Genomic DNA, 15,306 nt, shown 5'->3' on the forward strand with positions numbered 1-15,306 from the left:
AGGGCTATTGATGCAGGTTCCCTTAATAATAACAGCGCAAGTCAATATCAATTGATTCAACTTTGGTTCATTTGATCAAGCAAATGCCTTTTCATTCGCTATAAAATAAAAAAGTCTTCCGTAGAAGACTTTTTTACTTTTGAAGCGCTTATTTATAAACAGGCAAAATATCCGCCATGGCAAGCAAGTGACATATTGCCGTCACAGCACCAAACATCACCACGATAACGATCAATGCATTTCCGCCAGGTACTTTAAACCCTTGACTGTCTGGATATAACTGACGCGTTTTATACGCCAATAATGCCGGTACAATCACTGCCCAAATGGTCGCAGCTAACGCAGCAAAACCAATCGCCATCAAAAAACCATTAGGGAACAATATTCCCAATACCGTAGGGGGGATAAACGTTACTGCAGCGGTTTTTAAACGACCTATACGTGTGTCATCAAAACCGAAAAGATCGGCAAGATAATCAAATAAACCTAAGGTTACCCCTAAAAATGAAGACGCTACGGCCAAATTTGCAAACAGGGTTAACACGCGGGATAAGTTTTCACTTGAAATCGATTCAGATAATGCACCGACTAACACCCCCATATTACCGCCTTGGGCAATAATATCCGAGAACATTCCACGAGAAATATTACCCATAGTGACCACTAACCAACAGGCATAAATCACCAACGCGATTGACGTGCCTAACACTAACGCTTTTACAATGGTCTTAGCATCTTTGCCGTAATACTTCACCAAACTAGGTACATTACCGTGATAACCAAAGCTGGCTAAACCAAAAGGCAGCGCAGCTAACATGTAAGGTAAATAGCGGGTTTCGCCATCAGGCTCAAACAAACGACTGGGCTCGATTTCAATCAGTAAATTACCCGTCGCCAGAAAGAAGGTAATGACCATACCTCCCAGCATAATAGTGGTAATTCTATCAACCGCTTTGGTACTGGTTAACACAATCAAGGCTAACACTGCAGCAAACACCAAACCGGCAATACTTTGCGGCAGCACAATACCAACGGCCTGCAAGCTATGGTTAACAATTGAGCCACCACCACTAATGTACGCATAAGTTAAAATATACAATACAAACGCAATTGATAAGCCGTTCACAATACGCCAGAACTGGCCTAGCGTATCGCGGGTTAATGTGTCAAAACTGGCGCCAGGCTCGAAATGAAGATTAGCCTCTAACAGTAATAATCCTGACATCAGCATACAAAACCAAATGCCGACCAACATCATCATTGAATAACTAAACCACATTCCGGCACCAACAACCGGCAAAGAGAACATCCCTGCACCAACGGTTGTTCCTGCAATAATCATCGCACCGCCAATAAGCGATTTACTTTTGGGGCCATTTTTTGCCGCATTCATATGGTTGGCCATTAACTTAAATGCTCCGCATTGACGCTATCTTGGATGGTTTGTTTAACAGATGAGCGTAATAAGCTATTAGCATGATCACGAATACGAGAGACCTCGTCTAAATGCTCATTACTGCTTAAATAACCTAGCTCTTTCAATTTAACACTTAAGGTGTTGTATAATTTTTTGTCATAAAACTCTGGCGCAGTAATACCGTGTAAAGCACCTAAACGTTGCGCCAATACATGACTCTCACACTCAAGCTCTGAGCGTTCTAGATGAGGTTTTATCGCCAAAAGGTTGAAGATGATGGCATAACGCTGCATTGTTTCACTGACGGTTTCAGCGAGAAGCTCTAATTGAGTAATGTTGGCATCAACGACAATACAACTGTCACCGCAAGTCAGCAGGTTCTCCGCCACCATCTGTGCCAACACTTGATCGACATAAATTGGAAGATTTTCGATACCCATAAATAATTCGGCTTTCAGCAATGGATAAAAATCTTCCACTACCGCCAATATTTGCTCACGATTACATTCTTCATAGCGCACCAAGCAACTGGCGATCAGCGAAGGAATAATCATTAAATGGATAATGTTATTACGGTAATAGCTTAAGGTGATGGCATGTTTTGCATCAAGTGCAACAATGTCACCTAAAGGATCGGTCTCAAGGGTGAATTTATTTAAAGATAAACAATGCTCCACAATCGAGGCACCATTGCCTTCTGCAACCGAAGTGTAATTAGAATACGGGGCATTTTTGAGCAGTTTGAGATAAAAATCTAACTGACGCTCTAATTGATGACGTTCTAATGCATTTTGTTCAGAAGCCAATAACACTAGGCTGGTTAACGTCACAGAACTTGCCGCTGCCGCGCCATTAATTTTAGTCATCACCTGATTAGCTAAAAGGTTTACCGCAGGCGTTACCCATGAAGGCTTTTGTTCAGGGTCTTTAGCCACTTCTTCACGCCAATCTGGCGCTTGTTGCTTTAAAAAGTTTTGTAAATTTATTGGCTCACCAAAGTTGACATAACCTTGACCAAAATTACGTAATTTTCTGATTGCCCCAAACACTTGCCAAACAGATTCTTTTTCTTTTTTCTTACCGCTTAATTCTTTATGGTAAGTAGCCACTTCCATCACATGGTCATAGCCCAAATAAACTGGCACTAAAGTAACAGGACGTTCAATACCACGTAATACACTATTGATTGTCATCGCCAGCATACCCGTTTTAGGCGCGAGTAATCGTCCAGTTCGAGATCGTCCCCCCTCAGTAAAGTATTCGACTGAATAACCTTTTGCGAAAAGTTGATCTAAGTATTCACGGAAAATTGCGGTATATAACTTATTGCCATTAAAGCTGCGGCGAATAAAGAATGCGCCACCACGGCGGAACATTGGCCCCGCAGGCCAAAAATTAAGGTTAATACCCGCTGCAATATGCGGTGGTACCATACCTTGATAATATAAAATATAAGACAGTAGCAAATAATCCATATGGCTTCGATGACAAGGCACATAGACAATTTCATGGCCATCATGGTGTAACTGACGTACTTGTTCGGCGCCTTTAATGTTAATACCGCTGTATAGTTTGTTCCAAAGCCAAGTAAGGAACCGCTCTGCAATGCGCACTAAACTGTCAGAATAATCAGCAGCAATTTCATCCAAATATTCAATCGCGGTTTCACGTGCTTTTTCTTTAGATACCTTTTTATTGGTAGCTTCTTCTTCAATTGCTTTAATAATGGATTCAGACGCTAATAACGAAGCAAACATGGCCTGACGATTAGGCAATTGCGGTCCTGTCATCACTTTGCGTTGTCGACGAAAATGCACACGCGCAACACGAATTAATTTGTGCGCAATGGCTTTATCAGTGCCATGCTCATCCGCCATGTAACGTAAAGACATGGCATTAGAAAACTGCACAAAGCTATGGCGACCTAAAAAGAGAATCATTAACCATTTACGAAGCCAAGTTGGGCTTTCACGCTCAAGCACTGCAGCTTTCATGGTGTCATCTTCTTTACCTGGGGTGCGCCCCCAATAAAGACTAACCGGCACTAGCTGAATATCGAGTTCAGGTTGTTGACGATGAAGGGCTAATAAACTGGTAAAACAGCTTAAAAACTTTTCACCGCCTTCACGTTTACCGATTATCGGCTTACGACCTTCTAAGCAAACCACTCGAGGCACTTTCAGTCCATCAAGCTGTAATGGATAGTATGGGCTAGGTAATCCTAGACCCTCAGTCATCTCACTTAATGCTGCAGTGTCACTAATCGACTCTGTTTTCATCACATAAACAATAGGTTTTGCTGGATCAAAATTTAAATCCGCAAACGGATCTTGGGGTACCACGATGGTGTTTACCATCAATTGTTGAACCCAACGCAATAGCCTAAGTATGATTGAATCTGGTTTTGACATAGTAATATTCGCAATAAAGCCCTTTTAATATGGGCGCATAGAATACCAGAAACTGGTTACCTTTCACTAACTGCTGTACAAACCAAACTCAGCTTTGCAAGCATAAAACATTTTTAACACTCCATGCCTATGAAATATATAACAAAAAAATCACATTTAATTATAAAATTAAAAAATAATTGGTGAATACTTGCGCAAAACAAAACACTGTATATAATGACAGTTACTGTATAGAAAGACAGGAAGCAACATGAGACCCTTAACACCACGCCAAGCTGAAATTTTAGAGCTGATTAAAAACAACATCTCTGAAACTGGGATGCCACCTACTCGTGCTGAAATTGCCACACGCTTAGGTTTTAAAAGCGCCAATGCGGCTGAAGAGCATTTAAAAGCTTTGGCTAAAAAGGGGTTTATTGAAATTATGCCCGGTACGTCTCGTGGTATTCGCCTGACCCAAGAGGATGAGCCAGAAGAAAATGGCTTACCGTTAATTGGTCAAGTGGCTGCTGGCGAACCCATTTTAGCCCAAGAACATGTTGAACAATACTATCAAGTCGATCCAAATATGTTTAAACCTGCTGCTGACTTTTTATTAAGAGTGCGTGGTGACAGCATGAAGGATATTGGCATTTTAGAAGGCGATTTATTGGCTGTACATAAAATGCAACAAGCCCGAAATGGTCAAGTTGTTGTTGCGCGTGTTGAAGATGATGTCACAGTGAAACGGTTCGAGAAAAAAGGCAATGTGGTTTACTTGCATGCTGAAAACGAAGCGTATTCACCAATTGAAGTGGATTTAAGTTACCAAAGCCTAACAATTGAAGGGCTTGCTGTTGGTGTTATTCGTAATGGAGAGTGGTTATGAACAAACTAATGGGCACAGCCCCGCGTCATCCTGGATTATGGATGGATATGCCATCAGCAGATATGAATCTGGCACAACCCATTACTACGCTTCAAACTCAGACCCACGGCAAACTAGAACTAAGCCAATATGCTAGCCAGTTAGCACAATTAAGTCAGCAAGGACGTTGGATAGTGCTCATCAATCCAGCCAACATCAGTTACAAACAGATGCTAGCCAGCGCTGGTGTTAGGATGGATAGAGTGCTTTTGGTTCATACCAAAGATGAGATTGAAACCCTATGGGCAATGGAGAAAGCATTAACTAGCGGCACATCAAGTGCTGTGATTTCATGGACACAACCTTTAGACGCTCGCGACAGTCGCCGTTTAGAGTTAGTCGCCAAAAGTGCCCGCGCCTTAGGCATTGTAATTGAAGATGCCAGCACAGACTTAAATCATGATTTAAGTACTAAAACGATGCTTTCAAATCAAAATAATGCGGTTAATACAATTAATTTCACCTCGTTTCATTAATTATAATTGCCGTATTTACTGAGCCCTGCCCATGTGCAGGGCTTTTTTGTACAATTTTTCAGCTAATTAGCTGTAAAAGTGATCTTGATCAATGTTTAATCTACAAGTAATGTACTTAACAAGGTTGAAACATTTTCAACCTTACTGAAACGCTACAGTCTAGATTTTATCTGACAGATAAAAGCGTCAAATCAGAATTGATAAGTTCAGTTGTAAGTACCAGCGTGGTGCACATTTAATAAAAACCAGTAAGCCGAAACGCTTACAACCACCAGGGTACTTTGGAGTCATCAAACTTTTTTGGGAACCGAAGAGTTTGCATAGAGCAGAGACTTACTGTGTGACTCTTCTTTGTAGTTGCTATTCGCAATTGGCAGAGGAGAAGTCTTGTGAAGCAATGGTTGTATTGTGTAATGGCGGTGTTACTGGCACCTCCCCTTGGGGCAAACGAAATGCCCCTCAACATGACAAAAGGTGTAACGAATATTAGTGGTCAGGTTTACGACCTCCACATGATTATTCTATATATCTGTTGCGCTATTGGTTTAGTGGTGTTTGGGATCATGATTTATTCCATGATTTATCACCGAAAATCCAAAGGCGCTGTCGCGGCAAATTTTCATGAAAGTACTAAAGTGGAAATTGCTTGGACTGTCATTCCATTTGTCATTCTTATTGGAATGGCGATTCCAGCCACTAAAACCCTAATAGCGATGGAAGATCCGTCAAATGCGGATTTAACCATTAAAATTACCGGTTCGCAGTGGAAATGGCATTACAGCTATTTTAATGAAGACGTCGAATTTTATAGCATTCTATCCACTCCACGAGATCAAATTGAAGGAGACGAAACCAAAAGCGATACTTACTTATTAGAAGTAGATAAGCCTTTAGTTTTACCTCTTAATCGTAAAGTTCGTTTCTTAATGACCTCTGATGATGTTATTCACTCGTGGTGGGTACCCGCATTTGCAGTAAAAAAAGATGCGAATCCGGGGTTTATTAACGAGGCGTGGACGCGTATCGACAAGGCAGGAACTTATCGCGGCCAGTGTGCTGAGCTATGCGGTAAAGATCATGGCTTTATGCCGATTGTTGTGCAGGCATTACCTGAAGCGGAATATGATGCTTGGTTATTAGACCAAAAACAGCAAGCGAGTAACGCAGCTGAAGCTGCGAAAGCCGCCTTATCAGAGACTCTTTCAAAAGAAGAGTTAATGGCAAAGGGTGAGCAAATTTACCTCTCTACCTGTGCAGCTTGTCACCAACCCAACGGAGCAGGTTTGCCGGGCGTATTCCCATCGCTTATTGGCAGCCCAATCATCAAGGGACCAATTAATGGCCATATTGACATTGTCCTTAATGGTAAGCCTGGAACAGCCATGCAGTCGTTTGCTAAACAGTTGAGTGCGAAAGATATTGCCGCAGTGGTTACCTATGAGCGTAATGCTTGGGGTAATGATTCTGGTGATGTCATTCAAGCAGTGGATGTGAGTAATGCCGCTAATGGTGGCAACGCTGATAACAGTGCCTCAGCTCCTCAACCTATGACTTCTGATAGCCCAATGGAGTCGGTTCCAACTGATGTTCAACAGGTTGTCGCAACGGTAATGCCCATTGATTTAACCGAACTGACCCACGAAGAACTAATGACTGAAGGCTTACAAGTGTATACCTCAACCTGTGCTGCTTGCCATCAAGCCACCGGAGCGGGGTTACCAGGCGCTTTCCCATCATTAATCGGCAGCCCTGTTATTAAGGGACCTGTAGAACAGCACATTAATATTGTTCGTAATGGTAAGCCAGGTACCGCTATGCAAGCTTTTGCAAGTTCATTATCACCGCGCCAAATGGCTGCAGTGATTACTTACGAGCGCAATGCATGGGGTAATAACACTGGCGATACAGTGCAAGCAAATGATGTTAATAGCCATGGACAGTAGGGGATAATAATGAGTACAACTACGCACGATACTGCTGCAGTCCATGACGATCATCACCATGGTGCCCCAAAAGGCATTATGCGCTGGCTGCTAACCACCAACCATAAAGATATTGGATCGTTATATTTATGGTTCAGTTTTATTATGTTTTTAACTGGCGGAGCCATGGCTATGGTTATCCGCGCCGAGTTATTCCAACCTGGATTACAACTGGTTGAACCTAACTTTTTTAATCAAATGACCACAGTTCATGGACTTATCATGGTGTTTGGTGCCGTTATGCCTGCCTTCACTGGCTTAGCTAACTGGTTAATCCCTATGATGATTGGTGCGCCAGATATGGCACTACCACGAATGAACAACTGGAGTTTTTGGATATTACCTTTCGCGTTTGCTATTTTGCTTAGCTCGCTATTTATGGAGGGCGGCGGCCCCAACTTTGGTTGGACATTCTATGCGCCACTATCGACAACCTATAGCCCTGATAGTACAGCGCTATTTGTATTCTCGGTGCATATTATGGGGATCAGCTCAATCATGGGTGCAATCAATGTGATTGTAACCATTGTCAATATGCGTGCCCCAGGCATGACATGGATGAAGCTACCCTTGTTTGTTTGGACATGGTTAATCACAGCTTTCTTATTAATTGCTGTGATGCCAGTGCTTGCTGGTGCAGTCACCATGGTACTGACGGATAAGTTTTTCGGCACCAGCTTTTTTGATGCTGCGGGTGGTGGTGATCCCGTCATGTTCCAGCATATCTTCTGGTTCTTTGGGCATCCGGAAGTGTACATTATGATTTTACCGTCGTTCGGTATCATCTCTGCCATCATTCCAGCGTTCAGCCGTAAAAAGTTATTTGGTTATTCATCCATGGTATACGCAACGGCCAGTATTGCGATTCTGTCATTCTTAGTGTGGGCACACCATATGTTCACCACAGGTATGCCGGTATTTGCTGAATTGTTCTTTATGTATTGCACCATGTTGATAGCGGTTCCCACAGGGGTAAAAGTCTTCAACTGGGTTGCCACAATGTGGCGGGGATCGATGACGTTTGAAACGCCAATGCTTTTCGCCCTCGCCTTTATCATTCTGTTTACCATTGGTGGTTTTTCAGGATTGATGCTAGCAATCACCCCAGCAGATTTTCAGTACCACGATACTTACTTCGTTGTTGCGCATTTCCATTATGTGTTAGTAACTGGAGCGGTATTCTCCATTATGGCAGCGGCTTATTATTGGCTGCCTAAATGGACTGGGCATATGTATAGCGAAACCTTAGGAAAATGGCACTTTTGGTGTTCGGTTATTTCAGTCAACGTGCTGTTTTTCCCGATGCACTTTTTAGGCCTTGCGGGTATGCCGCGTCGGATACCTGATTATGCAATTCAATTTGCTGATATCAATCAAATTGTATCCATTGGTGGATTCGCCTTTGGCTTGTCGCAGCTAATTTTCTTAGCCGTGGTCATTAAATGCATCAAAGGCGGAGAAAAAGCACCAGATAAACCATGGGAAGGCGCTGAAGGATTAGAGTGGACAATCCCAAGTCCTGCGCCTTATCACTCGTTTACAACGCCACCAGAGGTGAAATGAGATGAGTCAGCCAACCAAATCAAACCGTAAGTTACTCACCATGCTAACACTTGGTGCTGTGGGCATGTTTGGTTTTGGTTTTGCGCTGGTGCCTCTTTACGATGTGCTATGTGACACTTTAGGTATTAATGGAAAAACCCAAAATACTGCAAGTACATACGAAGCTGTCATTGTTGATAAAAGTCGCACTGTTACTATAGAGTTTGTTGCCCAAATACAGCCCGGCATGCCGTGGGAGTTTTCTCCCACGGTAAATCGCATTCAAGTTCATCCAGGTGAACTAACCCATGCTAAATTTCATGCCAAAAACCTGTCAGCAAACAACACCATTGGCCAAGCAATACCCTCAGTATCGCCTGGTCAAGGTGCTGCCTATTTTAATAAAACAGAGTGCTTTTGTTTTAATCAACAACCACTAGCGGCATCAGCCAGTGCTGAACTCCCATTGATTTTTTACGTGGATCCCGATTTACCGGAATCCATTAACACCTTGACTCTCTCTTATACCCTTTACGACATTACCGCTAAAGTCGGTAGTGGCTTAAAGCAAGGAGCAGCAAAATGACCACAAAGCATGAAGCCTATTATGTGCCAGCACAAAGTGCCTGGCCTATCATTGGTGCCATTGGCCTTTTCTTAATCGCCTTTGGCGCAGGCAGTTACGTACAACAATTATCAACAGAAGAAAGTTATGGCGGTTATATTCTTATTGCCGGTATAGCTGTAATTTTATTTATGATTTTTGGTTGGTTTAAAACCGTCATTGATGAATCAATGGCAGGTTTATACTCAGCCCAAATGGACCGTTCATTCCGTCAAGGAATGAGTTGGTTTATTTTCTCGGAAATTATGTTCTTCGGGGCTTTTTTTGGCGCGTTATTCTACGCCAGAATGGTTGCGGTACCTTGGTTAGGTGGCGCGTCAAATAATGCCATGACCCATGAAGTTTTATGGCCGGCATTTGAAGCCATTTGGCCTTTAGTCACCACACCTGATGGCACCAAAACAGAAGCTATGCCATGGACCGGGTTACCATTAATCAATACGATTTTACTGTTAACCTCCTCTGTCACACTGCATTTTGCTCACACCAGTTTAGAAAAAGCCAAACGCACACCATTAAAAATTTGGTTAGCGCTGACCATTTTATTAGGTATCGCCTTCTTGGTTTTACAGGTAGAAGAGTACAGCCACGCTTACCATGAAATGGGCTTAACGCTTGAGTCGGGGATCTACGGTAATACCTTCTTTCTGTTAACCGGCTTTCATGGCATGCATGTCACTTTAGGAACCGTGTTCTTAATTGTATTGCTATTACGGGTGTTAAAAGGTCACTTCACAACCGACAAGCATTTTGCTTTCCAGGCAGGCAGCTGGTATTGGCATTTTGTTGATGTGGTGTGGTTATGTTTATTTGTGTTCGTTTACGTACTGTAAACACGCTGATTAATAAGGCCGTGGGTTAGGTTGAATAATGCCTAATGCCATGGCCAACAGCAGTAAAATAACAACAAGGGCAGAAAACATCACTCTTCGACCTAAAAAAGGACTCATAGATTGTTTGTTTTCTCCTTTAACCATAATAAATAATGCACGGGCTAAATTAAACATAATGAATACAAGCAGTAGCACTAAAACTAACTTAACTAACAATGGGGCTGTCACAGGCAATCCTCTTGCGGGTTTAGGTTGGGCCGCGTTTGTTTTTATTGTCATCACTGTGGCGGTGTTTAGCATTTTGGTCAAGTTAGGATTATGGCAACTGGAACGTGCAGAATTCAAACGTGCATGGGATATCACGTTAAACGAGCGGCAAAACCAAGCAGCAATAAATTTTGATTCATTATTGCAAGTCATTGCGGAGCACACATCAAACGCTAATTCAGAACAACAAACCTTAACAGGATATCGCATTGCCGTATCGGTATCACCGGTATCGAAGCAGGTACTACTGCTCGATAATCAAATATACATGGGTCAGGTAGGTTATTTGGCTTATCAGGTGTTTCAAGTCAACGCCTCGTCACCGCATTTATTAGTTGAACTCGGTTTTGTGCCCGCCGATAAAGACCGCCGAATTTTGCCTGACATCAGCTCGATTTCAACGGGAAGATACAAGCTGATTGGACGCATTTATCAAAAACAGACCAATCCATTAAGCGATCATTTAATGGCTGAAACAGGTAACCCAATGCGCTTCCAAAATTTAAATATAGATGAATTATCGCAGCTGCTGGGGTATCCATTATTACCTGTGGTGTTGCAACCAGATAACGTACCTGATTTAAGTTTGCCACAACCGTGGCAACCTATTCCGTTATCAGCACAAAAACATCAAGGATATGCTTTACAGTGGTTCACTATGGCCGCGGTATTTTTAGGGTTAATGGCATGGCTGGCACACAAAAAGTGGCAAGCTGGCGCTCATTAAGCATTTTTCATCAACATTAAGCAGTAAGAAGAGGAGCTAGAATGAACTCCCAGCCCAAAAGAAGTAATAAAACACTCATCATATTGTTAGTCGTTTTTGTACTGCCCGTTGCCTTAGCCAAATTGGTATTAAGCTTAGATCTCTACCATGGCGGCGCCACCAACAAAGGGGCATTGTTAAATACCGAGCTGACCTACAGCGCGTTAAATATGGTGAATCCGAAACCACATCTGTGGCAAATGGTGTACTTGCTGCCTGAAAAATGTGGCGAGCAATGTATGGATAGACTCTATGTGATTAACCAAAGTCATATAGCGCTAGGACGAGACCGAGACCGCGTTAGCCCAATTATATTACTGCAAAATAACAGCGACCTAGACGCACTTAAGCAACTCCATATTCAATTTGAAACAGCCCCCAGCAATGCACAAATAGCCGCATTATTAACCCAACAACAGATGATCATTATCGATCCGTTAGGCAGTCTAGTTATGCAATACGATGGCGTATCGGGTCGTGAGGCCAGCATAGCTCAAGGCAAATCAATGATTGCCGACCTGCGTAAAATGCTGAAGTTGTCGAGGGTTGGCTAATGCGCATTCCTCATCTCATCAAATTTACCCTAGTGTTCACCTTAATGGTGATTCTAATGGGGGCTTACACTCGATTATCTGATGCAGGTTTAGGCTGCCCTGATTGGCCAGGCTGTTACGGTCATTTAACCGTGCCGAATGAAAGTCATGAATTAGCGAAAGTGGAAGCGCACTTTCCCGAACATACCGTTGAACCTGAAAAAGCCTGGCTTGAAATGATCCACCGTTATATTGCGGGCACCTTGGGGTTACTCGTTTTAGTCATTTTGATTTTATGTTTAAAGCAACCTTCTGCGCCCAAAAAGCTCCCGATATTGATATCCGCTTTAATCATTTTTCAAGCGGCACTTGGCATGTGGACGGTCACCATGAAGCTGATGCCGATTGTGGTAATGTCACATCTTATAGGTGGGTTTAGTTTATTTTCATTATTATTCATTCTCTATTTACGTACCAAGCCCTTAAGGATCCCGGGCGGCGACTTATATGCCAGAAAGCTAGCCCCTATCGCCGCATTTGGGCTTGCAGTGTTGGTGATACAAATTATTTTAGGCGGCTGGACCTCATCAAACTACGCGGCCTTAGCCTGCACTACATTGCCGATTTGCGAAGGTAATTGGGTTGATAACTTACGCTTTGCCGATGCTTTTTCACCTTTTCAAGGCAACCATCCCAGTTTTGAATTTGGTGTTTTAGATTATGCGACCAGAATGACAATTCATATTAGCCACCGTATTTGGGGGGTATTAACCGCCATTATTTTAGTGTGGATTGCGATAAAACTATTAAAAGCACAATCATCCACAATGCGAAAAAGCGCCTTTTTACTAATTTTGTTAGTGATAGCGCAAGTGGCACTTGGGATCAGCAATGTAGTGATGCACTTACCATTAGGCATCGCAGTTTCTCACAATGGCGGCGCGGCATTACTGTTGCTAACCATGGTATTTATCAACTACGCCCTATGGCGTAAAGCGTAACCAGAGGACATAACAATGACAAAACCAATCATCCTCAACCCCCCCCATGAGGCTGTTACATTTCAATGGCGTGCCTATTTTGAAATGACCAAACCTAAAGTCGTCGCGTTAATGCTGCTCACTGTATTGGTCGGCATGTGTTTAGCGGTACCCGGCGTAGTGCCACTTCAGCCTCTTATTGTCGGCATGGTTGGCATTGGACTAATGGCTGGTGCTGCGGCAGCATTTAATCACTTAATAGACCGTCGCATTGATGGCTTAATGGCCCGCACTTATAACCGCCCTTTACCGAAAGGGAAAATCTCAGGCACCAAGGCTGCGGTATTTGCTGTATCCATTGGGTTGATAGGATTTGTCATGCTTTACGCCTGGGTAAATCCACTGACGGCCTGGCTAACCTTTGCCAGTTTAATCGGTTATGCCTTGGTTTATACCGCTTATTTGAAACGTGCTACCTCGCAAAATATTGTCATTGGCGGGTTAGCTGGGGCAATGCCACCATTATTAGGCTGGACAGCAGTCACTAACGAATTACACGGCCATGCTTTACTCTTGGTTATCATCATTTTCACCTGGACGCCGCCGCACTTTTGGGCATTGGCGATTCACCGCAGAAAAGAATATGCCAAAGTCGACATTCCCATGCTGCCAGTTACCCATGGTGTTGAATTTACTAAAACGTGTATTTTGTTGTATACCATTCTTCTTGCTATCGCGTGTTTACTGCCGGTATTAGTCGGCATGTGTGGTCCGGTTTATCTGGTCGGCTCAACGCTACTCAGTTGTGGGTTTATTTATAAAGCTTGGCAGCTTAAATACCATGACTACCAAGGCTTAGCGATGAATGTATTTAAATTTTCTATCTATCATTTGATGGTGTTATTCATCGTTTTGTTAGTTGATCACTATTTGTGGGTTAACTAAATCCTGTTGCAATAAAGCTTCTTTAATAAGAATGACACTCATAACCAAGGGCGTGCTAAATGCGTAAACGCAGTATCATTGTGGCACTGATGGCGGTGGCGATAGGCGGTTTCACGGCCTATCAATGGCAAACGCCACCGGCCAATTCATCCACACAAATGCATCACTCTCAATACAAAAATATCGAGCTAGCTACTGGCTTTATTTACGATAACCCAAGAAAACTAGCCACTTTTAGCCTCAGCGATCAACACGGCAACCCTTTCACAAATCAAGATTTACAAGGTAAGTGGAGCCTCTTTTTTATTGGCTTCACCTCTTGCCCTGATGTCTGCCCAACCACATTAAATAAGCTAGCTGCCGCCTACCCTGAGCTGCAGGAAATCTCTGCCGATATACAGGTTGTTTTTGTGTCCGCCGATCCCCAACGCGATACCCAAGTTAAACGTTTAGACTACATCAACTTTTTTAACCGCGATTTTAAAGCCATAACGGCAGAACATAGCCAGTTGTTTCCTTTCAGCCGTGATCTCGGCTTTGTTTATGCGATGGTTGGGGAGGGAGAAAATTACCAAATCGATCACAGTGCTTCTTATGTACTGGTCTCCCCCACAGGCGAAAAAACCGCAGTGTTTAGGGCTAAGCCGAAACCCGGTTTACCACCTCAAATACTCAATGAAGAGTTAATTGCTGATTTTAAAAAGATTGTTAATAATGCATAAGCCGATTTAAGATCGGTTTACATTACTCGATTTGATCAGTAACGTGTGATCTTGTGTTTAATACTATTTGAATTCACGCTTACAATTAGCCATACGCTATCCGCTAACTCTGCCCGTGAACCCGACTGCAACACTTGGTTTATAATAATCTACGTAAAACCATGATTAATATTGCTCAAATAGTAATAAAGGCTATATTTTAATAAGTTGCTGTTAACGGTTGGAATACTGCATGACTGAAACCACTCTAGATTTAGGCGCGGCGATTACAATTCGTAATATACAGCCAATATATTCTCAGCTTGCTAATCATTTACAGCAAACCACACCATTTATTATTGATGCCAGCAAACTGACCAAAGTGGATACTGCCGGAGCGCAGTTACTGTTTTTACTGCATCAAACCTGTATCAAACGGTCACTTAATGTTACTTGGCTTCCAGCCGATAAAGAGATATGCAAGCAATTAGCGTTACTCGCGATTACAATACCACCGCTAATTGGCTCAGTTTAAAGGACAGTTTTAATGAAAAAAATTCTGGCAGTCGACGATTCCACCTCCATGCGACAGATGGTCAGCTTTACCTTGCAAACAGCAGGATATGAAGTGCATGTCGCCGCTGATGGCAGTGAAGCTTTGACATTAGCCAAGCAAACTCAGTTTGATCTGGTGATCTCTGACATTAATATGCCCGTGATGGATGGCATTACGCTGATTAAAGAATTACGGGCGCTTGACCAGTACCGCTTTACGCCGTTATTGATGCTGACCACTGAATCTAGCCCAGAAAAAAAACAACAAGGGCGCGCCGCTGGTGCCACAGGCTGGATAGTAAAACCTTTTAATCCGGAACAACTTTTGGCAACCGCAGCCAAAGTACTCCGTTTTTAGTGATAAGC

Annotated in this window: 16 protein-coding genes; 13 read left to right on the forward strand and 3 right to left on the reverse strand. The window is 42.9% G+C overall.

Annotated elements, in window-relative coordinates; all coding sequences use genetic code 11:
- Nucleotides 1–148 precede the first annotated feature (148 nt).
- Entirely contained in the window at nucleotides 149–1,405 is a 1,257-nt protein-coding gene (mtr, locus tag NE535_RS05985) for a tryptophan permease (RefSeq protein WP_261297758.1), read from the reverse strand.
- Nucleotides 1,405–3,828 (reverse strand): glycerol-3-phosphate 1-O-acyltransferase PlsB, encoded by a 2,424-nt coding sequence (plsB, locus tag NE535_RS05990; protein ID WP_261297759.1) that lies wholly within the window; start codon nucleotides 3,826–3,828, stop codon nucleotides 1,405–1,407. The genes mtr and plsB overlap by 1 nt, the downstream gene beginning before the upstream one ends.
- Before the next feature lie 250 nt (nucleotides 3,829–4,078).
- Between plsB and lexA the strand changes: the two genes are divergently transcribed.
- The 6 genes from lexA (at nucleotide 4,079) to NE535_RS06020 (ending at nucleotide 10,193) form a co-directional block, all read left to right on the forward strand.
- Nucleotides 4,079–4,696: a transcriptional repressor LexA gene (gene lexA, locus NE535_RS05995; protein ID WP_188842126.1), complete on the forward strand. Its 618-nt coding sequence runs from the start codon at nucleotides 4,079–4,081 to the stop codon at nucleotides 4,694–4,696.
- Complete coding sequence (locus tag NE535_RS06000; protein ID WP_261297760.1) at nucleotides 4,693–5,211, forward strand: cell division inhibitor SulA; 519 nt, start codon at nucleotides 4,693–4,695, stop codon at nucleotides 5,209–5,211. The genes lexA and NE535_RS06000 overlap by 4 nt, the downstream gene beginning before the upstream one ends.
- Nucleotides 5,212–5,600: 389 nt before the next feature.
- A complete protein-coding gene (gene coxB / locus NE535_RS06005; RefSeq protein ID WP_261297761.1) occupies nucleotides 5,601–7,154 on the forward strand; it encodes a cytochrome c oxidase subunit II in 1,554 nt (517 codons plus the stop codon).
- Nucleotides 7,155–7,163: 9 nt separating this feature from the next.
- The gene (ctaD, locus tag NE535_RS06010; RefSeq protein WP_261297762.1) at nucleotides 7,164–8,756 is read left to right on the forward strand and encodes a cytochrome c oxidase subunit I; all 1,593 of its coding nucleotides are present in this window, start codon (nucleotides 7,164–7,166) and stop codon (nucleotides 8,754–8,756) included.
- A gap of 1 nt (nucleotide 8,757) precedes the next feature.
- Nucleotides 8,758–9,321 carry a cytochrome c oxidase assembly protein gene (locus tag NE535_RS06015; RefSeq protein ID WP_261297763.1) on the forward strand — a complete coding sequence of 188 codons (564 nt, stop codon included), beginning with the start codon at nucleotides 8,758–8,760 and terminating at the stop codon, nucleotides 9,319–9,321.
- The gene (locus tag NE535_RS06020; RefSeq protein WP_261297764.1) at nucleotides 9,318–10,193 is read left to right on the forward strand and encodes a cytochrome c oxidase subunit 3; all 876 of its coding nucleotides are present in this window, start codon (nucleotides 9,318–9,320) and stop codon (nucleotides 10,191–10,193) included. Before NE535_RS06015 ends, NE535_RS06020 begins: the two co-directional genes overlap by 4 nt.
- A gap of 9 nt (nucleotides 10,194–10,202) precedes the next feature.
- Here the strand turns inward: NE535_RS06020 and NE535_RS06025 are convergent, their stop codons facing one another.
- Nucleotides 10,203–10,367, reverse strand: a complete 165-nt coding sequence (locus NE535_RS06025) for a DUF2909 domain-containing protein (RefSeq protein WP_261297765.1) — start codon at nucleotides 10,365–10,367, stop codon at nucleotides 10,203–10,205.
- A gap of 1 nt (nucleotide 10,368) precedes the next feature.
- Here NE535_RS06025 and NE535_RS06030 point away from each other — a divergent pair, with 1 nt between their 5' ends.
- From NE535_RS06030 to NE535_RS06060, 7 genes are all read left to right on the forward strand, one after another.
- Entirely contained in the window at nucleotides 10,369–11,187 is an 819-nt protein-coding gene (locus tag NE535_RS06030) for an SURF1 family protein (RefSeq protein ID WP_280925379.1), read from the forward strand.
- 41 nt (nucleotides 11,188–11,228) lie between these two features.
- Entirely contained in the window at nucleotides 11,229–11,780 is a 552-nt protein-coding gene (locus NE535_RS06035; protein ID WP_261297766.1) for a hypothetical protein, read from the forward strand.
- Complete coding sequence (locus NE535_RS06040; RefSeq protein ID WP_261297767.1) at nucleotides 11,780–12,760, forward strand: COX15/CtaA family protein; 981 nt, start codon at nucleotides 11,780–11,782, stop codon at nucleotides 12,758–12,760. The genes NE535_RS06035 and NE535_RS06040 overlap by 1 nt, the downstream gene beginning before the upstream one ends.
- Nucleotides 12,761–12,775: 15 nt before the next feature.
- Entirely contained in the window at nucleotides 12,776–13,684 is a 909-nt protein-coding gene (cyoE, locus tag NE535_RS06045) for a heme o synthase (RefSeq protein ID WP_261297768.1), read from the forward strand.
- Nucleotides 13,685–13,743: 59 nt separating this feature from the next.
- A complete protein-coding gene (locus NE535_RS06050; protein WP_261297769.1) occupies nucleotides 13,744–14,406 on the forward strand; it encodes an SCO family protein in 663 nt (220 codons plus the stop codon).
- Nucleotides 14,407–14,638: 232 nt separating this feature from the next.
- A complete protein-coding gene (locus tag NE535_RS06055; RefSeq protein WP_261297770.1) occupies nucleotides 14,639–14,920 on the forward strand; it encodes an STAS domain-containing protein in 282 nt (93 codons plus the stop codon).
- Nucleotides 14,921–14,932: 12 nt separating this feature from the next.
- A complete protein-coding gene (locus NE535_RS06060; protein ID WP_261297771.1) occupies nucleotides 14,933–15,298 on the forward strand; it encodes a response regulator in 366 nt (121 codons plus the stop codon).
- Nucleotides 15,299–15,306: the final 8 nt, after the last annotated feature.

This window comes from Shewanella holmiensis (assembly GCF_025370255.1).
GTDB lineage: Bacteria > Pseudomonadota > Gammaproteobacteria > Enterobacterales > Shewanellaceae > Shewanella > Shewanella holmiensis.